Here is a 25,013-nt window from a genome sequence, read left to right on the forward strand (position 1 = left end):
GAACGCGAATCGCTCCGAGAAGGCCGGATGTCGCGGCCCAGCGGCTATCCGGCGACCTGCTTCTCGTTGCTCACACCATGGGGGACATGGCCGGTGGCTACCACTTCCCGAGCCTTCTCGCAGTGCATCGGCTGGTCGTCGAAGAACACGTCCGCGGCGAAGGCTTCGAGGAAAGCGGCCTTGTCCAGACCACCAAGGAACAGCGATTCGTCCAGGCGGATATCCCACTCGCGCAACGTGCGGATCACCCGCTCGTGGGCCGGGGCGGACCGCGCAGTGACAAGAGCCGTGCGGATCGGGCAGGACTCCTGCGGGAAGGCCTGCTGCACACGGTTCAGCGCCGCCAGGAAGGGCTTGAACGGCCCGCCGCCCAGCGGCTCGCGGGCGGACTCGCGCTCGTGGGTCTGGAAGGCTTCAAGCCCGCCCTGCTGGTAGACGCGTTCGGAGTCGTCGGAGAACAGCACGGCATCGCCGTCGAAGGCGAAACGCAGCTCGCCATTGGCCTCCCGGCGGGTGCCGCCGGAGAGGATGGTTGCCGCGGCGAAGCCGGCATCCAATGCGTTGCGCACGTCCTCGATGTGGGTCGAGAGGAACAGGTGGCAGTTGAACGCCTTGAGGTACGGATAGGGGCTGCGACCGCCGACGAAGGCGGCGCGCGAGATGCCCAGGCCGTAATGCTGGATGGAGTTGAACACGCGCAGGCCGGTGTCGGCGCTGTTGCGCGAGACCAGGATGACCTCCACCGGCGCGCTGTCGGTCCCGCCATTGAGGGCCAGCAGCTTCTGCACCAAGGCAAATGCATCGCCTGGCGGCAGGACTTCGTCCTCGCGGGCGATCTGGTATTGGCGATAGGCCTCGACACCCTCGCTTTCATAGACCTGATGGCTTTCCCGCAGATCGAACAGCGCCCGCGAGGAAATAGCCACCACCAGCTTGTCGCCCAACCCTTTTGCCATGCTTCCCCCGGCGTTCGTCAGCGAGCCTGGTTGCGCGCGTCGATGAAGCGCAGCCCGCGATACAGCGCCTCGATCTTCGGCAGTTCGCACCCGGACCGGCGTGCAGCTTCCAGTGGCGCCGCGTAGATAGCGCCCAGCTCCAGCGGTCGGCGCTGGGCGAAGTCATGGTACATGCTCGGCAGGTAGTCAGGCATGGCATCCGTGGAGCTGAGCATGGCGCCAACAATGCCCGGAGGCAGCGAATGCCCGCAGGCGGCGGCGCCGGCGATGACTTCTTCCATCAGCTCGGCGACCAGGGCGCGGCTGTCAGGGTTGTCCATGATCGCCCGCGTGCCGCTGTCGAGCAGCACGGAGAGGCCGTTGTAGGGGATGTTCCAGACCAGCTTCTGCCAGCGCGCCTGCTCCAGGTTGGGCATGGCGTTGGAGTCCAGGCCCGCGCTGCGAAACAGTGCGGCGCCCTCCTCCACTATCGCCTGGCGCGCCTCGGCCTCGTCGGCAGGGCCGGAGTGATAGCCGATGTTGACGCCGCCGAAGGCCTGGTGCTCGATCACACCCGGCTCGGCGCGATGCACGCAGATGAAGCACAGTCCACCCAGCAGATGGATGTGCTCGGGCAACAGAGCCCGCAATTGGTCTTCCACGGCGAGGCCGTTCTGCAGCAGCAGGACCTTCGCCCCCTGTGCAGCGGCCTGAATGATCAGCGGCGCGAGGTCGGCGTTACTGGTGGTCTTGGCGCCCACCAGCAGCCAATCGCAGGGCGGCATCTTCGCCACGTCGGCATAGGCATTCACTGGCGCCAGGCTCAGCGTGCCATGCACCTGGCTGTTCAGGCGCAGACCGTTCTGCGCGACAGCGGGGTATTCGCTGCGCAGCAGGAAATGCACGTCGTGGCCGGCACGGGCCAGCATCAGGCCGTAGAAACCGCCAATGGCGCCGGTTCCGATGATGCCGATTCGCAGATTCATCAAGGCAACTCCTCAGCAGGGCGCGACAGCGCATCGCGCAGGGCTTGGATCAGGGGTTCGGGGCGCAGGGGGGCATGGATAGCGCCCAGGAAGTGGCCGTCACGCACCAGGAACAGGGAAGGCAGGTGGAAGACTTCGTAGCGCTCGACCAGGCCGCCGCTGTGCCCGGCATCGATCCAGCACAGGCGAGCCACCGGCAGGTGGAACTGCGGCAGAGCCTGCCGCGCCCAGCGACAGGTGGAGCAGCCTTCACCAGTGAAAATCAGCAGCGACACGCCCGGCAGCTCCAGCAGCCGGCGGTCGGCATCCAGGTCGGTCAGCTCCAGGGCCGGCACTATACTCAAGGTGCCACCACTATAAAGATTGCAGTCGGAGCGTTCCGTCATGCGTCAGTTCCTGCGTCACCCTTGCGATTTTCCGGTCGAGCTGGTCATCCGCAAACAGACTTTCCTGCCGCGCCAGCGGTTGCACAATATCAGCCTGGGCGGCGTCGCGTGCAATTCGCCACGGGGCTTTCGCCGCGGCACCTCCATCGAACTGCGCATCCCCCTGCTGGGCGACTCCGCCCGCTACCCCGGCATCATCGCCTGGAGCCGCAAGCAGGCCAGCGACTATCGCGTGGGCATCGCCTTCATCGACGAGGACACGCTTTTCCGGGCACGCATGGTGGAGCAGGTCTGCCAGATCGAGCAGTACCGCCGCCAGCGGGAGCGGGCCAGCGGCAACAGCCTGCCTTTCGAGGACCTGGCACTGGAGTGGATCGCGCAGAACGCCGCGGACTTCCCATTGTTTTGCGCGGTCTGATCGACGTCGCGCAGAAAGTTGCGCAAATGCCCGTGTTGCGGGCACTTTCCTGCATCGAGCCATTGTCGAGGTCACGCCTGAACGGTTAAGGTTCGGGTTCCCCTTAGCGACACATTTGCCTGCGCCCCATCGCACGGGGATTTCTGGCGGCCGGCACCCGTGACCTGATTGAGTACCACGATGGCTGATTTACAGATCGACGACCTTAACGTTGCCTCCAACGAGACACTGATCACGCCGGAGCAGCTCAAGCGCGAAATCCCCCTGACCGATGCCGCCCTGCGCACCGTCGCCAATGGCCGCCAGGTCGTCCGCGACATCCTCGACGGCAAGGACCACCGCCTGTTCGTGGTGATCGGCCCCTGCTCGATCCACGACATCAAGGCCGCCCACGAATACGCCGAGCGCCTGAAGGTGCTGGCCGCGGAAGTCTCCGACACCCTGTTCCTGGTGATGCGCGTGTACTTCGAGAAGCCGCGTACCACCGTCGGCTGGAAGGGCCTGATCAACGACCCGTACCTGGACGACTCCTTCAAGATCCAGGACGGCCTGCACATCGGCCGCCAGCTGCTGCGCGACCTCGCCGAGATGGGCCTGCCCACCGCCACCGAAGCGCTCGACCCGATCTCCCCGCAGTACCTGCAGGACCTGATCAGCTGGTCGGCCATCGGCGCGCGCACCACCGAATCCCAGACCCACCGCGAGATGGCCTCCGGCCTGTCCTCGGCGGTCGGCTTCAAGAACGGCACCGACGGCAGCCTGACCGTGGCGATCAACGCCCTGCAGTCGGTTTCCAGCCCGCACCGTTTCCTGGGCATCAATCAGGAAGGCGGCGTCTCCATCGTCACCACCAAGGGCAACGCCTACGGCCACGTGGTGCTGCGCGGCGGCAACGGCAAGCCGAACTATGACTCGGTCAGCGTCGCCCTGTGCGAGCAGGAACTGACCAAGGCGAAGATCCCGCTCAACGTGATGGTCGACTGCAGCCACGCCAATTCCAACAAGGACCCGGCCCTGCAGCCGCTGGTGATGGACAACGTCGCCAACCAGATCGCCGAAGGTAATAATTCCATCGTCGGCCTGATGGTCGAAAGCCACCTGGGCTGGGGCGCTCAGCCAATCCCGAAGGATCTGTGCCAGCTGAAATACGGCGTGTCGATCACCGACGCCTGCATCGACTGGGACACCACCGAGAAGGCCGTGCGCAGCATGCATGCCAAGCTCAAGGACGTCCTGCCCAAGCGCCAGCGCGGCTGACGCTTCGAGCGGATAGGAAGAAGCCGGGCAGATGCCCGGCTTTTTCTTTGGCAAATTCTGCACCGGTGCTTTTTGTAGGAGCGAGCCTGCTCGCGAATCGCTTGACGCTGGGTAGAAACACCGTTTGCGAGCATGCTCGCTCCTACAGAACTTCTGCCGGAAATGGAATTCCATCAGGCATAAAAAAGCCCGGCATTGGCCGGGCTTTTCATTTCTGCGCCCTGATGATCAGAGCGCAGTATCAGTGTGGCGCTGGCGGCGCTCCAGGTAACGCTCCACATAGGAGCACGACGGGATTACGCTGTAGCCCTTGCGCTCGGCGAACTGCAGCGCGTGTTCGGTGAGGGCGGCGGCGATGCCGCGGCCGCGAAGGCTGTCCGGAACGAAAGTGCGATAGATGTCGAGCGTCTGCTTGCCCAGATCCATGTAGGCCAGATAGGCGCGATGACCATCAACAGTCGTTACGAACTGGTGGCTGGTTTCATCATGCTGGATGGACAACGACTCACTCACTTGCTCTCTCCTTCCGGGGGCCTCACAACATGACCCGCACCTGATTGATCTTGTTCAGGCGGAGGAACATTTCTGCCGAGCCGGTCCCCATCAGGACCGTGATATAGGCTCGACCGTTCTCCACCTTGTGCAGCACACCCTGGTAATAGGCACCATCGAACGTGATGAACTGCAGGCGCTTGCCGGTGTACTGGACAAGGCTTTCAACGCTAACGAACTCATATTGCTGCGTTCTGGCCTGCGACTCAACCGTTTCTTGGGCCGAAACCATTTGATATTGGCTTTCCGGCGTGATTTTTTTCTTCAGCGGGTCGACCCAGGCGAATCCCAGCGGTGTAACCGACTGCTGGTTTACTAAGACGACCGGATGCAGCATCTGAATCACATCCTTGGGCTCGAAAAATTGCAGGCCGTCCCAGGCCATACCCTCACTGGGGGTCAGCTCAACGCGCAGCGAGCGCGGGTCTTCCAGGTAACGGCCGTAAGCCTCGAGCACCGGCTTGTCCAGGGCGATACGCTGTTGGCGCAGCGCCTTGTCGAACTGTTCCAGCGAAAGCGCGGTATACGCCTTCTGGTCCACGCCCAGCTTGCCCCGGCAGAATTCGCTGACTCGGCGCTGGTACTGGTTGTCATTCATCTCGACGACGACCTGAGACACCCGCGGAGGGTTCACACGCATATCGCCCGGGCGCTCGGAGACGTTCATCAGCGTCATGCTGGTGTGCATGTCCAGCATGTCGCGGGTGTCGCTACGCAGGTCGAAGGTCAGGGTCTGCGCGCCCGGCTGCAGGCGGTAGGAGAACTCGATGTCCGATTCGAGGGTGCGGTAACCCATCTGCAGCAACTCATCGACACCGATGTTGCGTACGTTGCCGCAGGCCACTTCGCTCATGGCGGTGAAGGCGCTCTTCTCCGCCGGCTGGGCGTACAGCGACTGCATGAACGGGCCATGAATCTGCAGTTCAACGCCCTTCAGGTCCACCGCCATCTGCTCCGGCAGCTTGCCCTCGCCCAGGCGCTCCTTGAAGCTGAGCAGTTCGCGCAGGCCATTGAACTTCAACTGTGCATGGGAAACCTTCAGGCTGTCACCGGCCATTGGCACCCTGATCACCACATTCTGCAGCCCCACCCGACCGTCGAAGGACGAGGAAATGCCACCGTAGGTGATCTCCATGAATGGCGAAACACGAGCGATTGCGTCGTTCACCACACTGCGCACAGAGAGCCAGAGCGACGCCTTGATGATCAGGGCGATCGCGACGACGGCAAAGAGGGACCACTTGAGAATCTTCGACATGGAAGGCACATCCTGGATTGTGCGAGAGCGGGGCGCAGGGATAGTGGCAGCTTAACAGCACACCCTCGACCTCTCTATGAGAGCTGCGAGAATTTGCGTGCACAGCGCACAGATATCGCCCGAATTTAGTGGCCGCTGGATGACCCACCAGTCAGTCAAAACGCTTTACGCTCCAGGTCCGCGTCAGTATGTTCTGGCCCACTTCAACCCACGGACTCCAACCCAGGACTCTCTGCCATGAGTGAGCTGATCAGCTACCAATTCGAAGACGGCATCGCCACCCTGACCCTGAACAACGGCAAGGTGAACGCCATCTCTCCCGCGGTCATCGAAGCCTTCAACCAGGCCCTGGACCAGGCGGAGAAGGACCGCGCCATCGTCATCGTCACCGGCCAGCCCGGCATCCTCTCCGGCGGCTATGACCTCAAGGTGATGACCTCCGGGCCTGAAAACGCCGTGAATCTGGTCGCTGCCGGTTCGACCCTGGCGCGCCGCATGCTTTCCCACCCTTTCCCCATCATCGTCGCCTGCACCGGCCACGCAGTAGCGAAAGGCGCGTTCATTCTGCTCTCGGCGGACTACCGCATCGGCGTCGATGGTCCGTTCCAGATCGGCCTGAACGAAGTGGCCATCGGCATGACCATGCACCACGTCGGCATTGAGCTGGCCCGTGATCGCCTGCGCCGCTCCGCCTTCACCCGCTCGGTGGTGAATGCCGAGATGTTCAACCCGCGTGACGCCGTGGATGCCGGCTTCCTCGACAAGGTGGTGCCGGCAGAACAGCTCCAGGCCGCCGCCCTGGAAGCCGCACAGCACCTGAAGAAGCTGAACATGACTGCCCACCGCAATACCAAGCTGAAGGTGCGCAAGCAGTTGCTGGAAACCCTCGACAAGTCCATCGAGCTGGACAAGAACCACCTGGCCTGATCGCCTGAGAACGCAAAGCCCGGCCTGTGCCGGGCTTTTTCATGCCCAAATTATTACCCAAAAAGCAACACTGATTAATCCTGTTTGCTATTTTTCAAAAATTATTACGCATTAATCTATAGATGAACCCAAGCAAAACCAACCGGAGGTGTTCATCATGAAACTTAACATCATCGCCGCCAGCGTTCTGGCCGCCGCTACTGCCTTTGCCGCTCAAGCCAGCTTCGCCGAAGAGTCCCCGCTGATGCAGGACCGCATGGTTCACATGACCCAGGCCGCCATCCAGCAGCAACAGTCCGAGCAGTCTGCCAGCAAGGTGAATGTCGAAGCCGCTGCCAAGCAGGGCTAAGACCTTTACGCCCCTCCAGCCGCCTGCAGCAGGTGACGTCATGCAGTCGAGCCCGAAGCCGAAAGCCCGGCCTGAAGCCGGGCTTTTCAGAGTCGATGACGCAGCCTCAGGGCCTTTCGGCGGCCTCGACTCCCCGGCGGTAGGTCTCGTAGACCCACACAGTGGCGGCCAGGTCTCCCAGGTAACGCTCCACCAGCGGCTTGACTTCCTTCCACTCCAACCCGCCAACCCCTGTTGCCAGACAGGGCAGAGCCACGCTTTCGATGCGCTCGCTCTGCAGGTATTTGGCCAAATCCTTCAGGCAATGGCTGACATTCTCCAGTGTCGCTCCGGCTGGCTTTGCGCCGCGCCCCTCGCCCTGCATGCCCTGGGTGAGCAGGTTGACGATGCAGCGGGTGGAGCCATCGGCGTCCACGCCCGACCAGATCCAGATCGCACCCGGTTTGGGCGCATTCGAGTGCGACGCATGACGGTAGTCGCGAACCATCGACGGCCAGCGCTCGCGCAAGTCCAGCGCCAGGCCGCTGTCAAAATGGTCCTGCGGCGCAATGCCGTGCGCGATGACCTGGGCCTTGCTCAGCAGAATGTCGCCTTCAACGTATCGAATCATGGGGAGTTCCTTGCGTCCGGGGTGTCCGTGGCAGCTTCGCGCCACCACCTGATATCCAAGCTACGCCCGGTAGCCTCCCCCTCCTTGACGAGGGTCAAGCAGCCATGAAGACCGCCAGAGTCCCGGAAACATCCGACGAGGTCCCGCCACCCGCAGCCTTGCGCCTGGCCGTTGCACCGCCATCTATCAATTCGCCTGATACCGGGAACCAACCATCATCGTTATTCAATCGAAATAACCAAAGCGACACTGGGCCATCCCATCCCGGAACCCGAGTCGCCAGCATGAACCGCCAAGCCCACCGCTATGCCCGCAACGGCGCCCTCGCTGCCCTGGGGCTCTACACCATCGTGATCCTGGTGGTCACGGCGCTCACTGCCGGCTTCGACGGCGCCCGCCGTGCTCCAGTGGACAATGTCGACCGCAACGGGCTCTTCGAGCGATTCAACCAGGCGGTGCCCGTCGCGCTGCAAGGTATCCATGCCGCCCTCACTCCCCACTCCTGACTGCACGTCACTGGCGCGTCTCGCCAGGCTGGCCAACACTCAAATCCTGCAGAACGATTCCCGACCGATCCGATAGCAGCGTGGGTTTCAGCATGGGCCGAGTCATCGCTTCCGCCGTCTACAGCAAGGGCCGCAAGGTTTCCGACATCCCGCTTGAGGACGGCTATCGCTGGGCTTGCCAGCCCGATCACTTCGTCTGGACCGGCCTGCAGGAGCCAACGCCGGAAGAAATGTTCAACCTGCAACGGCAGTTCAATCTCCACGAACTGGCTGTCTCCGACGCCCTGGAAAAGCACAGCCGGCCGAAGCTGGAAACCTTCGGCGATGCGCTGTTCATCGTCATCTATTCGCCGATCCGCGCCGATAGCCGGCTGATGTTCGTCGAAACCCACCTGTTTGCCGGCATCGGCTACATCATCAGTGCACGCCATGGTTTCTCCCAGTCCTATGCCCAGGTCAGGCAACGCTGCGAAGCCCGGCCGCTGCTGCTGGCCCATGGCACCGACTTCGTGCTCTACGCCCTGCTGGATTTCGTGATGAGCAACTACGAACCGGTGGTGGAGGCCATACGCGAGGAGATCGAGGAAGTGGAGCAACAAGTACTGCGCAAGTCACTGACCCAGGAGCAGATCGAGAAAATCTACGGCCTGCGCCGCGAGGTACTCAAGCTCAAGCACTACGCCGCGCCCATGGTGGAAATCTGCCAGGAACTGCAGCGCCTGGACTTCCCCTTCATCGACAAGCAGATGCGGCCCTACTTCCGCGACGTGGCGATCCACGTGAACCGCCTGCTGGAAGACCTCACTACCTTGCGCGATGTCGCCAGCCAGACCATCGAAGTCGGGCTGGCGCTGGAGTCTTCACGGCAGAGCGTGGTGCAGCGCAAATTCGCTGCCTGGGCGGCCATCCTCGCCTTCCCCACCGCCGTGGCCGGTATCTACGGGATGAACTTCGAATACATCCCGGAACTGCATTGGCACTACGGCTACTTCCTGATCATGGGGCTGCTGGCGCTGGGCTGCGTCGGGCTATACATCAGCTTCAAGCAGGCGGATTGGCTATAGAGACCATCGGCGGCCATTCGGCGACGCGGAACGTAAGATGGCGTGGAACGCAGCGATACACGCATCGGCCTGCATGGGTGTCGCTGCGCTCCACCCATCCTACAAAAACTGTTCAGCCTGACATCTGCACAAACGAAAACGCCGCTCATCTGAGCGGCGTTTTCAGTCAGCACGGCAGAAATCAGGCCGCGCTTTTCTTCTCGGCTCTTTTCTTCTCGTCGCTGCCCTGCTGGACGAAGCGCATCATCCACTCACCCACCGCCGTCCCCTGGTGCGGGCGCGCAAGGCTATCGATACCGGACTGGAACACCGGCTCGCTGAAGATGTGCTTGCGCAGTTCCAGGATCGCCTGGGAATAGTCGCTCTGGAACTCCGGGTGGCCCTGGAAGCACAGCACCTGATCACCGATGGCGTAGGCAGCATTCGGGCAGAAATCGCTGGAAGCGATGCGGCGCGCGCCGTGGGGTAGCTCGGTGACCTGGTCCTGGTGGCTGACCAGCAGGGTCAGGCCATCACCCAGCGACGGGCTCATCCACTCCGGCTGCTCCTCGATGCGGTAGTCGTGGATACCCACGCCCCAGCCCTGGCTGGCACGCTCGGTCTTGCCGCCCAGCACCAGCGCCAGCAACTGGTGGCCAAAGCACACGCCCAGCAGCTTGTCGCCGCGCTGGTAGAGCTTGAGTACGTAGTCCTTGAGGGTCTGGATCCAGGGATCAGTGCCGAAGGAGTCCGCCTTGCTGCCAGTCACCAGGTACGCATCGAACTTCTCATCATCGGGCGGGTAATGCCCTTCCACCACGTTGTAGACCTTGAACTCGGCCGGAACGGGTTGCTTGGCGAACAGTTGCTGGAACATCCAGCCATAGCCCTTGTACTGATCGATGAGTTCGGGGCGGAGGATGTCGGTTTCCAGAATGCAGATGTGCAACGACATGCAGGGGTGATTCCTGGGGGGTTGGCGGCTGATAAGAGTGGTTATCCTGACACTGATGAAACGCGCGTGAAAATTACGCCCTATTTTTTCACCGCACAAGATGCCGAAGCCGATTCTTGTGCAGGAATTTCAGGGGAAATACCGGAAAAACCGACTTCCTTCAATTGCACCGGCGCACAAGGGTGACGGCCGGTTGGCAAGGATTCAGTCCAATGACCGCTCGCGCAGAACCGAGTTCGCGTCCACTACCTGCGCGTATTCGCCTTGCAGGTTGGCCAGGGACATGGCGTGGACCTCCTCTGCGCTGTGCAGCACGCCGTTGAAATCGCGCTTGTCGAAGGCGAAACAGGCATCCGCCGCCAGCTGCGTAGAGAAGCCCAGGTTGCCCGCGGTGCGGGCCGTGGATTCCACCGAGTTGTTGGTACTCACGCCGCAGATCACCACCGATTCGATGCCGCGCACGCGCAACCAGCGTTCCAGGGCGCTGTTGATGAAGGCGTCGGGGACGTTCTTCTCCACCACGTGCTCGTGCCTCAGCGGCGCCAGCTCCGGCTGGAATTCCGCGCCGGGCTGGCCGGGCCAGAACGGTGAGCCTGGTGTACGAGAAATGTGCCGCACGTGAACCACCGGCCAGCCAGCCTGGCGCCAGGCTGCCAGTAGCTCACCGATGCGCCGTTCGGCCTGCGGGTTGTTGCGCGACTCGGGGCTGGTGCGCATGCCGTTCTGCATATCGATGATCAACAGGGCGGGAGCGGTCATCGGTGCGGTCCTGATGGGCGGAAAGACGCCATTCTATGGGCTGCGCAGACGAGAAAAAACCGGCCATGCGGGCCGGTTTTAGAGAGCGGTTGAAAGTCCGTGCAAGTCGATTGCCCTCACCCCAGCCCTCTCCCAGAGGGAGAGGGGGCGGATCGTGCCGGCTGATGCCACGGTTTCACCCTGCGCCGAACGGTCCCCTCTCCCTCCGCGAGAGGGTTAGGGTGAGGGGCTCTCGAAGGAACCGACTCAGAAGCTTTCGCCCCGCGCCGCTTTCTCCAGCAACAGCGCCGGCGGCAGGAAGCGCTCGCCGTACTGCTCGGCCAGGTACTGGGCGCGGGCGACGAAGTCCTTCAGGCCGTACTGGTTGATGAACTGCAGCGCACCGCCGCTCCAGGCCGCGAAGCCGATGCCGAAGATCGAGCCGATGTTGGCGTCGGCGGTGGAGGTCAGCACGCCCTCCTCCACGCAGCGCACCGTCTCGATAGCCTGCACGAAGAGAATGCGGTCGCGCACGTCCTCGGCGGAAATCTGCGCGTCAGCCTTCTCGAAGCGCTGTTTCAGCTCAGTCCACAGATGCTTCTTGCCGTTGGCCGGATAGTCGTAGAAACCGGCGCCGGCGGCTTTGCCCGGGCGCTTGTACTCGTTGACCATCAGGTCCACCACGGCGAAGGCCGGATGCTTCGGCAATGGCTTGCCTTCGGCTTCCAGGTCCTTGCGGGTCTGCTCGCGGATATGGGTCATCAGGCTCATGGAGACTTCGTCGCTGATCGCCAGCGGGCCTACCGGCATGCCGGCCTGGCGCGCCTGGTTCTCGATCATCGCCGCCGACACGCCTTCGCCGAGCATGGCCAGGCCTTCGTTGGTGAAGGTGCCGAACACGCGGGAGGTAAAGAAGCCGCGGCTGTCATGGACGACGATCGGGGTCTTCTTGATCTGCAGGACGTAGTCGAAGGCCCGGGCCAGGGTGGCGTCGTCGGTCTTCGCGCCGCGGATGATTTCCACCAGCGGCATCTTGTCCACCGGGCTGAAGAAGTGCAGGCCGATGAATTTCTGCGGCTGCGCCACGGCTTCGGCCAGGCCGGTGATCGGCAGGGTCGAGGTGTTGGAGGCGATCACCGCGTCCGGCAGCGCGGCGGTTTCCGCAGCAGCGCTGACCTTGGCCTTCAGGCCACGGTCCTCGAACACGGCTTCGATGATCAGGTCGCAGCCTTCGAAATCGGCGTCACTGGCCGTCGGCTTGATGCGGGCGAGGAAGGCGTCGCGTTTCTCGGCCGTCATCTGGCCCCTGCCGACTTTCTTGTCCAGCAGGCCGGCGGAGTACGCCTTGCCCTTTTCCGCCGCTTCGACGGAAACGTCCTTGAGCACCACCTCGATGCCGGCGGCGGCCGAGACGTAGGCGATGCCCGCGCCCATCATGCCGGCGCCGACGACGCCGACCTTCTTCGTCTGCTGCGGCGGGATGCCTTGCGGACGGGATTTGCCGGCGTTGATCTCGTTGAGCTGGAACCAGAAGGTGCCGATCATGTTCTTCGCCACCTGGCCGGTGGTCAGCTCGGTGAAGTAGCGCGCCTCGATCAGCTGCGCGGTATCGAAGTCCACCTGGGCGCCTTCCACGGCAGCGCACATGATCTTCTCCGGTGCCGGGAAGCAGCCCTTGGTCTTGTCGCGCAGCACGGACGGGGCGATGGCGAGCATCTGTGCCACGGCCGGGCTGGACGGCGTGCCGCCGGGGATCTTGTAGCCGGCGCTGTCCCACGGCTGCTTGGCGGCCGGGTTGGCGGCGATCCACTCGCGGGCCTTGCTCAGCATCTCGTCGCGGCTGGAGGCCAACTGATGGATCAGGCCGGCCTTGAGCGCCTGGTCCGGGCGCACTTTCTTGCCTTCGGCCAGATACGGCAGGGCTTTCTCCAGCCCCAGCAGGCGCACCATGCGCACTACCCCGCCGCCACCGGGCAGCAGGCCCAGGGTGACTTCCGGCAGGCCGAGCTGGACGTGGCTTTCGTCCAGGGCGATGCGGTGGTGGCAGGCCAGGCAGATTTCCCAGCCGCCGCCCAGCGCCGCGCCGTTGATGGCGGCAACTACGGGCTTGCCGAGGGTTTCCAGGCGGCGCAGCTGGCCCTTGAGCACCAGGATGCCTTCGTAGAAGGCCTTGGCGTCCGCCTTGGTGACCTTGATCAGTTCATTGAGATCGCCACCGGCGAAGAAGGTTTTCTTCGCGGAGGTGATCACCACGCCGGCGATCGAGTCCTTCTCGGCTTCCAGGCGCGCGACAGTGGCGGCCATGGCCTCGCGGTAGACACCGTTCATGGTGTTGGCGCTCTGGCCAGGCATGTCCATGGTCAGGACGACGATGTTGTCCTGGCCTTTCTCGTAACGGATGGCGTCAGTCATTTTTGTTTTCTTCCCATGCTGGGGGATCGCTTCAGGGGCGTCACGAGCGAAGGTCAGGCAGGGCGGAATCTCTTCGGGAAGCGGAGTTGGCTGTAGCCAATGAGCATTCCCGGAGAGCTTCCAACGCGGCATGGCCGAGCGCAGTTGCCCATGATCGATCCTTAAATACGTTCGATGATGGTGGCTATGCCCATGCCGCCGCCCACGCAGAGGGTGGCCAGGCCGTAGCGCAGGTTGCGCCGCTCCAGCTCGTCCAGCAGGGTGCCGAGGATCATGCAGCCGGTGGCGCCCAGCGGGTGGCCCATGGCGATGGAGCCGCCGTTGACGTTGACCTTGCTCTCCGGCACGCCCATGTCCTTCATGAACTTCATCACCACCGAGGCGAAGGCTTCGTTCACTTCATAGAGGTCGATGTCCTCGGCCTTGAGCCCAGCCTTGGCCAGCGCCTTGCGGGTTGCCGGCGCGGGGCCGGTGAGCATGATGGTCGGGTCGGTGCTGGTCACCGCGGTGGCGACGATGCGCCCGCGGGCCTTCAGGCCCAGCTCGCGGCCCTTGGCTTCGGAGCCGATGAGCATGGCGGTGGCGCCGTCGACGATGCCGGAGCTGTTGCCCGGCGTGTGTACATGCTCGATGCGCTCGACGAAGCTGTACTTGCGCAGCGCGCTGGCGTCGAAGCCCATCTGTCCCATCATCTCGAAGCTGGGCTTGAGCGCGCCGAGGCCTTCGAGGGTCGAGTCGCCGCGAATGAACTCGTCATGGTCGAGCAGGACGATGCCATTCTGGTCGGTCACCGGCACCAGGGACTTGGCGAACAGTCCTTCGGCGCGGGCCTTGGCGGCCTTCTGCTGGGAGCGCAGGGCGAAAGCGTCGACGTCGGCACGGCTGAAGCCTTCCAGGGTGGCGATCAGGTCAGCGCCGATGCCCTGGGGCACGAAGCTGGTGTGCAGGTTGGTTTCCGGGTCCAGCGCCCAGGCGCCGCCGTCGGAGCCCATGGGCACGCGGGACATGGATTCGACGCCGCCGACCACCACCAGGTCCTCGAAGCCCGAACGCACCTTCATAGCGCCCAGGTTGACCGCCTCCAGACCCGAGGCACAGAAGCGATTGATCTGCACGCCGGCGACCTGCTCGTCCCAGTCGGCCACCAGCGCAGCGGTCTTGGCGATGTCCGAGCCCTGGTCGCCCACCGGGGTCACACAGCCCAGGACGATGTCGTCGACCTGGGCGGTATCCAGCTGGTTGCGCTGCTGCAGTGCGCGCAGCACGCCGGCCATCAGGTTGACCGGCTTGACACTGTGCAGCGCGCCGTCCTTCTTGCCCTTGCCGCGGGGAGTACGCACCGCGTCGTAAATGAATGCTTCGGTCATGGCGTTCTCTCTTAGAGTTGTCGTCACGCAGGCGTGGCGTGTCGGCCTACCTTAGCGGCGTATCGGCAGGGAGCAATGACCGCAGCGCTCAGCGAAATTGACCGCCACGCTCAGCGACCGATCGGAGGTGATCGAGCCGAAAGCTCTGGAAAGGGGTTTTCGGCGGGAACGGACGAGCGGTCGAAAAGCTGAACCGCGTTGTCACGTTCCAGTCATATAGAGGGAATATGCCTGAAGCTGCATCACTTGCTGCAAGATGGTCTAAGCCCGCGCAGCACTAGGCTTAGACTCCGTTATGCAGTGAATGAAAAGCGTGCAGATGATGCGAAAAGTGCCGTTGCCGGGTTTTGCCGGCTCGGCGGGAGTAACCAGAAGCCAAGGCATGCGCGCCACTATCAACAGGCCGTGGGTGGCCGTGCCAAGAACAAGAAAGGCGGAAGGACATCATGGACAAACAATCGAGAAAGTGGCGTCAGGCAAGCCTGATCGTCTTCGCAACCACCGTTGTACTGATCATCCCCAATCTGAGTCGTCTGGTCGGCTAGGGCCAACACCCGGCTACCCCGTCGCTGCGTACCGCGTGCCGCCATCCGCGCGCCACGGTCAACGCAGCGCGGGAGCCACCCATCTCCTGCGGCGCCCACTCCTCTGCTAATGTTCCGCGGCCCACTCCGCCACGGATGCGACCATGCGCCCACTGCTGCTGACGCTGCTCCTGCTCTGCCCCACCGCTTTCGCCGCGACGCTCACCCTCGAACTGCCCGATGGCAAGCACAGCCTGACCAGTGAGCAATTGCTGGCCGATCCCCAGGCGCAGGACATCGAGATTCCCGCCGACGTTTCCTACAACCGCACCATGCGTTACCGCGCGGTGCCACTGGCCGCGCTGCTCAAAGGCGTGAAGCCCGGTGATCACCTGCAGGCGGTGGCCCTCGATGGATTCGCCGCCGAGCTGCCAGCCGCGCCGCTGCTGGAGAACACAGGCTCGCGCGCCTGGCTGGCCATCGAGGAAGCCGATAGGCCCTGGCCGAAACTCGGCGACGGCAAGCCGTCCGCCGGGCCGTTCTACCTTGTGTGGAGCGATCCCAAGGCCGCCGGCATAGGCCCGGAGCAGTGGCCGTTCCAGGTTGCCAGCATCCGTTACCTGAAGCCCCTGGCCGAACGCTTCCCGGCGCTGCTGCCGGCGAAGAGCGCACCGAAGCCAGTGCAGGACGGTTTTGTCCAGTTCCAGAAGAACTGCCTGGCCTGCCACCGCCTGAACGGTGCCGGGGATTCGCAGTTCGGTCCGGACCTGAACATCCCACACAACCCGACCGAATACTTCGCCGCGGGCTATCTCAAGCGGTACATCCGCGACCCGCAGAGCCTGCGGCACTGGCCGGAAGCGCGGATGAAAGGGTTTGCGACGGATGCGATCAGCGACAAGGAGCTGGATGAGATCGTCGCTTACCTGAAGCACATGGCGGGGCGCAAGGTGAAGGTTGGCGGCTAGAAGCCGGGGCTCTTTGTAGGGCGCATAACGCGCCAGCGTTATCCGCCTTATCGATATCGGCGGATAACCTGTTCCAGGTTATCCGCCCTACCTACTGAATCGTCTGGCGGGACGGAAGGTTAACGCCTGGGGCTGATCGGCAAGGCCTGCGTAGCGGCTGTTCGCGAGCAAGCTCGCTCCTACATCCCTGCACCGATGCATCCCTGTAGGAGCGAGCTTGCTCGCGAACCCGCCCCGCAGCGAAACGTCAGTGCCAGTAATCCCCCGGCGGCGCCGGCAGTTCGCCAAGCAACTGACGTAGCCCGGCGCCCCACTGCCCGCGAATGCCCTCGAAATACGAATCGCCCTCCTGGATACGATACCCCGCCGGCACCTCCAGGCTGCCTTCGCGATACACCAGCAGGTCCAGCGGCATGCCCACCGAGAGGTTGCTGCGGATGGTCGAGTCGAAGCTGATCAGCGCGCAGCGCAGCGCCTGTTCCAGCGGTGTCGCGTAGCTCATGGCGCGGTCGATGATCGGCTTGCCGTATTTGCTTTCGCCGATCTGGAAGTAAGGCGTGTCGCGGCAGGACTCGATGAAGTTGCCCTGCGGATAGACGTTGAACAGACGCGGCACTTCCTGGCCGATCTGGCCGCCGACCAGGAACGAACTACCCAGGTCGACGCCCTGGTTCTGGCCGATGTTCTCATCGTGATCGACCACCTCGCGCAGAGTCGAGCCCACCAGCCGGGCCGCCTCGAACAGGTTCTCGACATTGCCCAGGTTCGGCCCGTCGCTGCCCATGCGCAGGCGCAGCGTGCTGATCACCGATTGCGAGGTGGCCAGGTTGCCGGCGCTCTGCACCACGATCAGGCGCTCGCCGGGTGTGCCGAAGATGTGCAGCTTGCGGAACACGGCGATGTTGTCGACGCCGGCGTTGGTGCGCGAATCGGAAACGAAGACCAGGCCCTGGGCGAGGTTCATGGCGACGCAATAGGTCATGGCGTTCTCATGGCAGGTTCAGGGAACGGGAAAGCTGGCACCGATCTTAAGCCGGTGCCCGGTCTTTCGCCACGCCCGCTCATTGCTGCATCTGCTGGGCCTGCTGGAGATGCCCAGGCGCCACGGTGACGCGGGCGTGCATCTGCTCGCCGCCGCCACCCCGACGCATGCCGCGCACCGGGCAAGCGTCGAGGTAGTCCAGGCCCACCGCCAGTTTCAGGTGGCGTTCAGGACGGTCCAGCACGTTGGTCACGTCGAAGCTGTACCAGGCGTCGTCCAGCCAGGCCTCCGCCCAGGCATGGCTGGCGAGGTGCTCTTCGCTGTCGGTGTAGAGGTAGCCGGAAACGTAGCGCGCCGGCACGCTCAGATAGCGCAGGCAGGCGAGAAAGGCGTGGGCATGGTCCTGGCAGACCCCTTGCCCGGCCGCAAAGGCTTCGGCGGCGGTGCTGTCCACCTGGGTCGAACCGGGCACGTAGGCGATGCGCTCGTTCAGCGCCTGCATCAGGCGGATCATCGCCTTGCGGTCGCGCCGCTCGGCACACTGGGCACGGGCGAACTCCTGCAGCGCGCCGTCGGCCTGGGTCAGGCGCGTGCCACGCAGGAACGGCAGCGGCGACAGGTGATCGTGCTCGCGCTCGTTCTCCACGTCGATTTCAACGTTGCCGTGAGCGGCTATGGCAATGGCCTCGTGGGGCTCGTCGAGGGTCAGCACATGGAGGATGTTGCCGTAGGCATCGCGCTGCGGGTGCGCCGGGCGCGGCAGGTGCAGTTGCCAGTCCAGGACGTGCTGGCGCTCGCTTTCCTGCGGGGTCAGGCGCAGGTACTGGATGCTCGCGCGCACCTGGTCTTCGTAGCGGTAGGTGGTGTCGTGGCGGATGGAGAGTTTCATGCGGCCTCCAGGTACGAGCTGTGAATGGCGTTGGCGAGCTGGCGAACCAGCCCGATGTGGTCGGTGATCCAGGTGTGCAGGCCGGCGCCGAGCACCTCGTCGATGCCGGTGTAGCGCACCCGTGCCTCCAGTTCGGCGGCCATGCGCTGGGCCGGCCGACCGTTGGCGCCCGGCAGGCTGGCGAGGATCTGGCGCAGTTCCTCGGCGCAGGCCAGCAGCGAACGCGGGACGTCCTCGCGCAGCAGCAGGAGTTCGGCGATGTTCCGTGCGTTCAGCGCATCGCGATAAAGCTCGGTGTAACCCTCGAAGGCCGAGAGCGCGCGCAGCAATGCCGTCCACTGGTAGTAACCACGGGCGGAACCTTCCGCCGGGCCGGCGCTGTGTTTGCCCAGCACCTGATGCCGCGCATCGAGCAGTCGCAAGGTGTTGTCGGCGCGCTCGATGTAGGTGCCCAGGCGGATGAAGTGGAAGGCGTCGTTGCGCATGCTGGTGCCGAAGGTGGCGCCGCGGAACAGGTGCGAGCGGTCCTTCACCCATTCGCAGAAGTGGCTGATGCCGTAGCGCAGCAGGCCCTGGTGGGCGATATCACGCATCTCCAGCCAGGTGGCGTTGATGTTTTCCCACATGTCGGTGGTGATGCGCCCGCGCACCGCATGCGCCCCGGCGCGGGCGGCGCCGAAGCAGGAATAGATGCTGGTGGGGTTCTGGGCATCCAGGGCGAAGAAGTTCAGCAGGCGCTCGGCGTGGAGCTCGCCGTGGCGGGCGAGATAAGCGTCGAGGTTGCCGGTGATCAGCAGCGGCATGGCCAGCTCTTCCAGGCCATCGCCGCGGCCGTCCTGGGGCATCAGCGACAGCGAGTAGGACACGTCGAGCATGCGCGCGAGGTTTTCGGCGCGCTCCAGGTAACGCGACATCCAGTAGAGATCAGAAGCGGTACGGCTCAGCATGATCAGTCCTCCACCACCCAGGTGTCCTTGGTGCCGCCACCCTGTGACGAATTCACTACCAGCGAGCCTTCGCGCAGCGCCACGCGGGTCAGCCCGCCCGGCACCAGGCGCACGTTGTCCGGCGCGGACAGCACGAAGGGCCGCAGGTCGATGTGCCGCGGGGCGATGCCGTTCTCGACGAAGGTCGGGCAGGTCGACAGGCTCAGCGTCGGCTGCGCGATGTAGGCCTCCGGCCGCGCCATCAGCCGCGCGCGGAAGGCTTCGATTTCCGCCGTGGTAGCCGCCGGGCCGACCAGCATGCCGTAGCCGCCGGAGCCCTGGGCTTCCTTCACCACCAGTTCGGGGAGGTGCGCCAGTACGTGGGACAGGTCCTGCGGGCGGCGGCATTGCCAGGTCGGCACGTTGTGCAGGATCGGCTCCTGGTCGAGGTAGAAGCGGATCATTTCCGGCACGTAGGGGTAGACCGACTTGTCGTCCGCCACGCCGGTACCGATGGCGTTGGCCAGCACCACGTTGCCGGCACGGTAGGCGGCCAGCAGGCCGGGCACGCCGAGCATGGAGTCGGGGTTGAAGGCCAGCGGGTCGAGGAAATCGTCGTCGATGCGCCGGTAGATCACGTCCACCTGCTGCGGGCCGGCGGTGGTGCGCATGTAGACGCGCTCGTCACGGACGAACAGGTCGGCGCCTTCCACCAGTTCCACGCCCATCTCGCGGGCAAGGAAGGCGTGCTCGAAGTAGGCGCTGTTGAAACGCCCCGGCGTCAGCACCACCACGCTGGGGTTATCCAGCGGGCTGGAGTTGCGCAGGGTATCCAGCAGCAGGTTCGGGTAGTGGTCGATGGGGGCGATGCGCTGGGCGGAGAACAGCTCGGGGAACAGCCGCATCATCATCTTGCGGTTCTCCAGCATGTAGGAGACGCCGCTGGGGGTGCGCAGGTTGTCCTCGAGCACGTAGTAGGCGCCGTTGCCGTCGCGCACCAGATCGATGCCGGCGATGTGCGCGTAAACATTGCCGGGCACGTCCAGGCCCTGCATCGCCAGTTGGTACTGGTCGTTGGCCAGCACCTGCTCGGGCGGGATCAGGCCTTCCTTGAGGATGCGCTGGTCGTGGTAGAGGTCGGCAAGGAACAGGTTGAGCGCCTGTACCCGCTGGATGCAGCCAGCCTCGATGATCTTCCATTCGCTGGCGGGAATGCTCCGCGGGATGGTGTCGAAGGGGATCAGGCATTCGGTGCCCTGGTCGTCGCCATAGAGGGTGAAGGTGATCCCGGCGCGATAGAACAGCAGGTCGGCCTCGCGACGGCGCTGTTGCAGATGCTCGCCGGGCATGTCCGCCAGCCAGCGGGCGAACTCCGTGTAGTGCGGTCGGCAGGCGCCAGCGGCGTCATGCATTTCGTCATAGAACACCCGAGCCATCTTCTACTCCTTGTTGCCGCTCGTCCTCGGCTGCGAAGGCCATCGCAAGGCCCGTGCCAGAGGTCGATTTCCTGTTGGTTCAATGACTTGCAAAGGCTGCCCGGAGGCCACGCACCCGCTTGGTGCACTTTTCCCGGCCAGCCACCCCGGCCCGCCCCGTTTGGGGCCGCAAGCGCCATGCGGCGGGCCTTTGCGGGGTGCCGGAGGCTTTCTTGTCAGCCTCCGGGGCCGGAACTACGCTGCAAGAGCGTGCCCATTCGCTATGGACATGCAGCGGTCAACGGAGGTGCCATTTTTCTGCGCGCTGGTTCCGCAGTGGCTCCCACACGAAGAACAACAGGAGTCCGTCCATGTCATCCGTGCAATTGTCCTTAGTGAAAGCCGCGGCACTGGCCTTCGCCGGCGTCAGCCTGCTCTCCAGCGCCTCGCTGCAGGCGGCAGAAGCACTCAAGCAGCTCGGCAACCCCGAAGGGGCGCTGGATATCATTGCCTGGCCCGGCTACATCGAGCGCGGCGAGAGCGACAAGAACTACGACTGGGTCAGCCAGTTCGAGAAGGACAGCGGCTGCAAGGTCAACGTGAAGACCGCCGCCACTTCCGACGAAATGGTCAGCCTGATGGCCAAGGGTGGCTACGACCTCGTCACCGCGTCCGGCGATGCCTCGCTGCGGCTGGTCTACGGCAAGCGCGTGCAGCCGATCAACATCGCCCTGGTGCCCAACTGGAAGAACGTCGACAAGCGCCTGCAGGACGCGCCCTGGCACACGGTGGATGGCCAGCACTACGGCACGCCCTACCAATGGGGGCCGAACGTGCTGATGTACAACACCAAGGTCTTCCCCAAGGCGCCCGACAGCTGGAGCGTGGTGTTCAGCGAGCAGAAGCTGCCCGACGGCAAGAGCAACAAGGGCCGCGTGCAGGCCTATGACGGCCCGATCTACATCGCCGATGCGGCGCTCTACCTGAAGACCACCCAGCCCGCGCTGGGCATCCAGGACCCGTACGAACTCAACGAGGAACAGTACGCCGCCGCCCTCAAGCTGCTGCGCGAACAGCAGAAGCTGATCCATCGCTACTGGCACGATGCGACGGTGCAGATGAGCGACTTCAAGAACGAAGGCGTGGCCGCTTCCGGTTCCTGGCCCTACCAGGTGAACGCGCTGCAGGGCGAGAAGCAGCCGATCTCCTCGACCATCCCCACCGAGGGCGTCACCGGCTGGGCCGACACCACCATGATGCACGTGGACGCCAAGCACCCGGTGTGCGCCTACAAGTGGTTGAACTGGTCGCTGGAACCCAAGGTTCAGGGTGATGTCGCCGCCTGGTTCGGCTCGGTGCCCGCCGCCCCCGCCGGCTGCACCGGCAGCCAATTGCTCGGCGCCCAGGGTTGCGCGAGCAATGGCTACGACCAGTTCGACCGCATCGCCTTCTGGAAGACCCCGCAGGCCAAGTGCGCCCAGGGGCAGTGCGTGCCGTACAGCCGCTGGACGCAGGACTACATTGCGATCATGGGTGGGAGGTGATCCCCCTGCCGGATCAAAAGCCCCTCACCCTAACCCTCTCCCGCAAGCGGGAGAGGGAACCGTTCGGTGCAGGATGAAACCTTGCCATCAGCCGGCACGGACGGCTCCCTCTCCCTGAGGGAGAGGGCTGGGGGTGAGGGGATGCGTTGGCACAAACCTCTCCAGAAAACAGTCGCCGCTACAAATGCCCCACCTCACCCACAAGTCGGCAAGCACCCCCGCCCCCATGCGCTACCTTTTCTGATGCAGCCCCCGCCACGCAGGTAGCCCGCAGCATGACCACAGCCGTCCAGTTCACCGACGTGAGCCGCCACTATGGCGAGGTGCGCGCCGTCGACCGCGTGTCCATCGAGATCCGCGACGGCGAGTTCTTCTCCATGCTCGGCCCGTCCGGCTCCGGCAAGACCACCTGCCTGCGGCTGATCGCCGGCTTCGAGCAACCCACCTCCGGGTCCATCCGCATCCACGGCAACGAAGCCGCGGGCCTGCCGCCCTACGAGCGCGACGTCAACACGGTGTTCCAGGACTACGCGCTGTTCCCACACATGAACGTGCTGGACAACGTCGCCTACGGCCTGAAGGTGAAAGGCGTGGCCAAGGCCGAACGCTACCACCGCGCCGAGGAAGCCCTGGGGATGGTCGCCCTCGCCGGATACGGCAAGCGCAAGCCGGCGCAGTTGTCCGGCGGCCAGCGCCAGCGCGTGGCGCTCGCCCGCGCCCTGGTGAATCGCCCGCGTGTGCTGCTGCTGGACGAACCCCTCGGCGCACTGGACCTGAAGCTGCGCGAGCAGATGCAGGTGGAGTTGAAGAAACTGCAACGCCAGCTGGGCATCACCTTCATTTTCGTCACCCACGACCAGAGCGAAGCGCTGTCCATGTCCGACCGAGTGGCCGTGTTCAACAAGGGCCGCATCGAACAGGTCGATACTCCGGGCAACCTCTACCGTCGCCCTGCCACGCGCTTCGTCGCCGAGTTCGTCGGTACTGCCAACGTGCTGCGCGGCGATCTCGCCCAACGCCTGCTCGGCGAGTCCCGCCCACATTCGTTGCGCCCGGAACACGTGCGCTTCGGCCGCGCCGGTGAGGGCGAACTGGAGGTCAGTGGCACCTTGTTCGACGTGCAGTACATGGGCGCCAGCAGCCGCTACGAGATCGAACTGGAGAACGGTGTGCGCCTGGTCGCCGCGCTGCCCAACGGCGAGCGCGAGGAACAGCGCCCGAAACCCGGCGACGCAGTGACCGCCTCCTGGGCGCGTAGCGCGCTGGTGCCGCTGCTGGAAGAACCGCCGTCATGAGGGCGATCTCCACCTTCCTCTACCGGCGCAGCACACTCTACCTGCTGATGCTGCTGATCCCGCCGCTGCTGTGGTTCGGCGTGATCTACATCGGCTCGCTGTTCGCCCTGCTGTGGCAGAGCTTCTACACCTTCGACGACTTCACCATGGCGGTGACGCCGGACCTGACGTTGGCCAACTACCAGGCACTGTTCAACCCGGCCAACTACGACATCGTCCTGCGCACGCTGGGCATGGCCATCGCCGTGTCCATCGCCAGCGCCATCCTCGCCTTCCCCATCGCCTACTACATGGCGCGCTATGCCGGGCCGAAGGAAAAAGCCTTCTTCTACATCGCCGTGATGCTGCCGATGTGGGCCAGCTACATCGTCAAGGCCTACGCCTGGACGGTGATCCTGGCCAAGGGCGGCATCCTCTACTGGGTGATCGAGCACCTGCACCTGCTTGGCCTGCTCAACCTGCTGCTGGAAGTGCCCGGCGTGGGCGGCAACACCCTGTCCACGTCACACATCGGGCGCTTCTGGGTGTTCACCTACATCTGGCTGCCGTTCATGATCCTGCCGATCCAGGCCGCCCTGGAGCGTCTGCCGCCCACGCTGCTGCAAGCCTCGGCCGACCTCGGCGCGCACCCGCGGCAGACCTTCTTCCAGGTCATCCTGCCGCTGGCCTTCCCCGGCGTGGTGGCCGGCTCGATCTTCACCTTCAGCCTGACCCTGGGCGACTTCATCATCCCGCAACTGGTGGGCCCCAGCGGGCTGTTCATCGGCACCATGGTCTACGTGCAGCAGGGCGCAGTGGGCAACATGCCGCTGGCGGCAGCCTTCACCCTGGTGCCCATCGTGCTGATCGCCGTGTATCTCTCCATCGCCAAGCGGCTGGGGGCCTTCGATGCGCTCTGATGCACATTCCACCGACCGCCCCTCCTGGTTCCTGCGCCTGGCGGCCTGGGGCGGGCTAGTGTTCCTGCACTTCCCGATCCTGGTGATCCTGCTCTACGCCTTCAACACCGAGGAGTCGGCCTACAGCTTCCCGCTGCAGGGCTTCACCCTGAAATGGTTCAGCATCGCGTTTCAGCGCGGGGACGTACTCGACGCCATCTGGCTGTCGGTGAAGATCGCCTGCGTCGCCACGCTGATTGCCATGATCCTCGGCACGCTGGCAGCCGGCGCTCTCTACCGCCGCGACTTCTTCGGCAAGGAGAGCATCTCGCTGATGCTGATCCTGCCCATCGCCCTGCCCGGCATCATCACCGGTATCGCCCTGCTCTCGGCCTTCAAGACGCTGGGGATCGAGCCGGGCTTCCTGACCATCGTCATCGGCCACGCCACCTTCTGTGTGGTGATCGTCTACAACAACGTGATCGCCCGCTTCCGCCGTACCTCCTTCAGCCTGATCGAAGCGAGCATGGACCTGGGCGCCGACGGCTGGCAGACCTTCCGCTACATCATCCTGCCGAACATCGCCACGGCGCTGCTGGCCGGCGGCATGCTGGCCTTCGCGCTGTCGTTCGACGAGATCATCGTCACCACCTTCACCGCCGGCCATGAACGCACCCTGCCGCTGTGGCTGCTCAACCAGCTGACCCGCCCGCGCGACGTGCCGATCACCAACGTGGTGGCCATGCTGGTGATGCTCGCCACCATGCTGCCGATACTCGGCGCGTACTACCTGACACGCGGGACCAGCGATGTGGCAGGGAGCGGGAAATGACTCTGGCGTTTTGCGAAGCGCCCTCTCCCCAGCCCTCTCCCTGAAGGGAGAGGGAGCATCC

Annotated in this window: 25 protein-coding genes; 11 read left to right on the forward strand and 14 right to left on the reverse strand. The window is 64.2% G+C overall.

All coding sequences use genetic code 11. From position 1 onward, the window contains the following. Positions 1–44: 44 nt before the first annotated feature. Genes PNI01S_RS22055 through PNI01S_RS22065 form a run of 3 tightly spaced genes read right to left on the reverse strand, consistent with a single transcriptional unit; the run spans position 45 to position 2,307 of the window. Positions 45–956, reverse strand: coding sequence for a 5'-nucleotidase (locus PNI01S_RS22055; RefSeq protein ID WP_065084144.1), 912 nt, complete (start codon positions 954–956; stop codon positions 45–47). A gap of 17 nt (positions 957–973) precedes the next feature. Next, positions 974–1,921, reverse strand: a complete 948-nt coding sequence (locus tag PNI01S_RS22060; protein WP_084359120.1) for a putative 2-dehydropantoate 2-reductase — start codon at positions 1,919–1,921, stop codon at positions 974–976. Then, the gene (locus tag PNI01S_RS22065; protein WP_084359122.1) at positions 1,921–2,307 is read right to left on the reverse strand and encodes a YbbN family protein; all 387 of its coding nucleotides are present in this window, start codon (positions 2,305–2,307) and stop codon (positions 1,921–1,923) included. The genes PNI01S_RS22060 and PNI01S_RS22065 overlap by 1 nt, the downstream gene beginning before the upstream one ends. Between PNI01S_RS22065 and PNI01S_RS22070 the strand changes: the two genes are divergently transcribed. Both PNI01S_RS22070 and PNI01S_RS22075 read left to right on the forward strand, forming a co-directional pair. Then, complete coding sequence (locus PNI01S_RS22070) at positions 2,306–2,725, forward strand: PilZ domain-containing protein (RefSeq protein ID WP_024765464.1); 420 nt, start codon at positions 2,306–2,308, stop codon at positions 2,723–2,725. The genes PNI01S_RS22065 and PNI01S_RS22070 overlap by 2 nt on opposite strands. 180 nt (positions 2,726–2,905) lie before the next feature. Next, positions 2,906–3,982 carry a 3-deoxy-7-phosphoheptulonate synthase gene (locus PNI01S_RS22075; RefSeq protein ID WP_024765463.1) on the forward strand — a complete coding sequence of 359 codons (1,077 nt, stop codon included), beginning with the start codon at positions 2,906–2,908 and terminating at the stop codon, positions 3,980–3,982. Between the two features lie 228 nt (positions 3,983–4,210). Here PNI01S_RS22075 and PNI01S_RS22080 read toward each other — a convergent pair whose 3' ends face one another. Together PNI01S_RS22080 and PNI01S_RS22085 are read right to left on the reverse strand one after the other, a co-directional pair. Then, positions 4,211–4,495, reverse strand: a complete 285-nt coding sequence (locus PNI01S_RS22080) for a GNAT family N-acetyltransferase (protein ID WP_024765462.1) — start codon at positions 4,493–4,495, stop codon at positions 4,211–4,213. Positions 4,496–4,517: 22 nt separating this feature from the next. Next, positions 4,518–5,792: an aq_1923 C-terminal domain gene (locus PNI01S_RS22085; protein ID WP_024765461.1), complete on the reverse strand. Its 1,275-nt coding sequence runs from the start codon at positions 5,790–5,792 to the stop codon at positions 4,518–4,520. 237 nt (positions 5,793–6,029) lie between these two features. Here PNI01S_RS22085 and PNI01S_RS22090 point away from each other — a divergent pair, with 237 nt between their 5' ends. After that, positions 6,030–6,719, forward strand: coding sequence for a crotonase/enoyl-CoA hydratase family protein (locus PNI01S_RS22090; RefSeq protein ID WP_038803681.1), 690 nt, complete (start codon positions 6,030–6,032; stop codon positions 6,717–6,719). A 157-nt stretch (positions 6,720–6,876) separates the two neighbouring features. After that, complete coding sequence (locus PNI01S_RS22095) at positions 6,877–7,068, forward strand: hypothetical protein (RefSeq protein ID WP_024765460.1); 192 nt, start codon at positions 6,877–6,879, stop codon at positions 7,066–7,068. 106 nt (positions 7,069–7,174) lie between these two features. Here the strand turns inward: PNI01S_RS22095 and PNI01S_RS22100 are convergent, their stop codons facing one another. Continuing rightward, positions 7,175–7,678: a macro domain-containing protein gene (locus tag PNI01S_RS22100; RefSeq protein WP_084359124.1), complete on the reverse strand. Its 504-nt coding sequence runs from the start codon at positions 7,676–7,678 to the stop codon at positions 7,175–7,177. A 284-nt stretch (positions 7,679–7,962) separates the two neighbouring features. Between PNI01S_RS22100 and PNI01S_RS22105 the strand changes: the two genes are divergently transcribed. Further along, a complete protein-coding gene (locus tag PNI01S_RS22105) occupies positions 7,963–8,184 on the forward strand; it encodes a hypothetical protein (protein ID WP_084359126.1) in 222 nt (73 codons plus the stop codon). A 92-nt stretch (positions 8,185–8,276) separates the two neighbouring features. Continuing rightward, positions 8,277–9,248 (forward strand): magnesium and cobalt transport protein CorA, encoded by a 972-nt coding sequence (locus PNI01S_RS22110; protein ID WP_017516914.1) that lies wholly within the window; start codon positions 8,277–8,279, stop codon positions 9,246–9,248. Between the two features lie 181 nt (positions 9,249–9,429). On the opposite strand, the gene PNI01S_RS22115 is transcribed toward PNI01S_RS22110, so the two are convergent. The 4 genes from PNI01S_RS22115 to PNI01S_RS22130 form a co-directional block, all read right to left on the reverse strand. After that, a complete protein-coding gene (locus tag PNI01S_RS22115; RefSeq protein WP_024765457.1) occupies positions 9,430–10,182 on the reverse strand; it encodes an amidotransferase in 753 nt (250 codons plus the stop codon). Positions 10,183–10,386: 204 nt separating this feature from the next. Continuing rightward, positions 10,387–10,941: a cysteine hydrolase family protein gene (locus tag PNI01S_RS22120; RefSeq protein WP_084359128.1), complete on the reverse strand. Its 555-nt coding sequence runs from the start codon at positions 10,939–10,941 to the stop codon at positions 10,387–10,389. A gap of 246 nt (positions 10,942–11,187) precedes the next feature. Then, positions 11,188–13,332, reverse strand: a complete 2,145-nt coding sequence (locus PNI01S_RS22125) for a 3-hydroxyacyl-CoA dehydrogenase NAD-binding domain-containing protein (RefSeq protein WP_065084139.1) — start codon at positions 13,330–13,332, stop codon at positions 11,188–11,190. A 161-nt stretch (positions 13,333–13,493) separates the two neighbouring features. Beyond that, positions 13,494–14,699 carry an acetyl-CoA C-acetyltransferase gene (locus PNI01S_RS22130; RefSeq protein WP_084359130.1) on the reverse strand — a complete coding sequence of 402 codons (1,206 nt, stop codon included), beginning with the start codon at positions 14,697–14,699 and terminating at the stop codon, positions 13,494–13,496. Between the two features lie 688 nt (positions 14,700–15,387). On the opposite strand from PNI01S_RS22130, the gene PNI01S_RS22135 reads away from it, so the two are divergent. Next, complete coding sequence (locus PNI01S_RS22135; protein ID WP_084359132.1) at positions 15,388–16,191, forward strand: cytochrome c; 804 nt, start codon at positions 15,388–15,390, stop codon at positions 16,189–16,191. Positions 16,192–16,438: 247 nt separating this feature from the next. On the opposite strand, the gene PNI01S_RS22140 is transcribed toward PNI01S_RS22135, so the two are convergent. The 4 genes from PNI01S_RS22140 to PNI01S_RS22155 form a co-directional block, all read right to left on the reverse strand. Next, the gene (locus tag PNI01S_RS22140; RefSeq protein ID WP_084359134.1) at positions 16,439–17,173 is read right to left on the reverse strand and encodes a proteasome-type protease; all 735 of its coding nucleotides are present in this window, start codon (positions 17,171–17,173) and stop codon (positions 16,439–16,441) included. A 79-nt stretch (positions 17,174–17,252) separates the two neighbouring features. After that, positions 17,253–18,062: a transglutaminase family protein gene (locus PNI01S_RS22145; RefSeq protein WP_037010443.1), complete on the reverse strand. Its 810-nt coding sequence runs from the start codon at positions 18,060–18,062 to the stop codon at positions 17,253–17,255. Then, positions 18,059–19,009, reverse strand: a complete 951-nt coding sequence (locus tag PNI01S_RS22150; RefSeq protein ID WP_084359136.1) for an alpha-E domain-containing protein — start codon at positions 19,007–19,009, stop codon at positions 18,059–18,061. Before PNI01S_RS22150 ends, PNI01S_RS22145 begins: the two co-directional genes overlap by 4 nt. Positions 19,010–19,011: 2 nt before the next feature. After that, on the reverse strand, positions 19,012–20,424 hold the full coding sequence (locus PNI01S_RS22155) for a circularly permuted type 2 ATP-grasp protein (RefSeq protein ID WP_084359138.1): 1,413 nt from the start codon (positions 20,422–20,424) through the stop codon (positions 19,012–19,014). A gap of 350 nt (positions 20,425–20,774) precedes the next feature. Between PNI01S_RS22155 and ydcS the strand changes: the two genes are divergently transcribed. The 4 genes from ydcS to PNI01S_RS22175 all read left to right on the forward strand — a co-directional run bounded on the left by ydcS (position 20,775) and on the right by PNI01S_RS22175 (position 24,952). After that, positions 20,775–21,947 (forward strand): putative ABC transporter substrate-binding protein YdcS, encoded by a 1,173-nt coding sequence (gene ydcS, locus PNI01S_RS22160; RefSeq protein WP_089285848.1) that lies wholly within the window; start codon positions 20,775–20,777, stop codon positions 21,945–21,947. Between the two features lie 275 nt (positions 21,948–22,222). Then, a complete protein-coding gene (locus tag PNI01S_RS22165) occupies positions 22,223–23,242 on the forward strand; it encodes an ABC transporter ATP-binding protein (protein ID WP_024765450.1) in 1,020 nt (339 codons plus the stop codon). Continuing rightward, the gene (locus tag PNI01S_RS22170; RefSeq protein WP_084359140.1) at positions 23,239–24,141 is read left to right on the forward strand and encodes an ABC transporter permease; all 903 of its coding nucleotides are present in this window, start codon (positions 23,239–23,241) and stop codon (positions 24,139–24,141) included. The genes PNI01S_RS22165 and PNI01S_RS22170 overlap by 4 nt, the downstream gene beginning before the upstream one ends. Continuing rightward, a complete protein-coding gene (locus PNI01S_RS22175; RefSeq protein WP_084359142.1) occupies positions 24,131–24,952 on the forward strand; it encodes an ABC transporter permease in 822 nt (273 codons plus the stop codon). Before PNI01S_RS22170 ends, PNI01S_RS22175 begins: the two co-directional genes overlap by 11 nt. The last annotated feature ends 61 nt before the right edge of the window (positions 24,953–25,013 follow it).

Source organism: Pseudomonas nitroreducens NBRC 12694, from assembly GCF_002091755.1.
Classification (GTDB): Bacteria; Pseudomonadota; Gammaproteobacteria; order Pseudomonadales; family Pseudomonadaceae; genus Pseudomonas; species Pseudomonas nitroreducens.